A 351-nucleotide genomic window follows, 5' to 3' on the forward strand; every position below is an offset into this window, starting at 1 on the left:
TTCTCGAAACTTCTAGAAGGGATATCCGTAAACATTGGTAGACCTTTTATTGAGGAGCGATGTGGATGTCAGTTATACTTACCATCTTGGGCATCGGTTTGGTCCTGTTCATTATCGCTATTATTATTGTGGTAGCCCTATTGAAAAAAGGTGCCAGCTTTCTCTGGAAAAGCGGCAGACACGGTTATCGAAGGTACAGCAGTAGCGATTACAGACACCACAACCCATTTTGGAAGCAGGGTCATAAAACATACGGTCACCGCCACTATCGACGCAGACATTCCAGTCGTAGCGGGTTTTTCAGTAGTTAATACAACTCTTGCAGAATCAAACAAGCTGCCCGTTTTTGGC

General features: G+C 44.4%; 1 protein-coding gene. It reads right to left on the minus strand.

The window, feature by feature from the left end; translation table 11 throughout:
• Window positions 1-137: 137 nt before the first annotated feature.
• Window positions 138-351, minus strand: a 214-nt coding sequence (locus SB773_RS30510) for a hypothetical protein (protein WP_410593951.1), incomplete at its 5' end; no start/stop codon positions are given.

The sequence above is a fragment of the Bacillus sp. SIMBA_074 genome (assembly GCF_046534555.1).
In the GTDB taxonomy this organism is placed as follows: Bacteria; Bacillota; Bacilli; order Bacillales; family Bacillaceae_G; genus Bacillus_A; species Bacillus_A mycoides.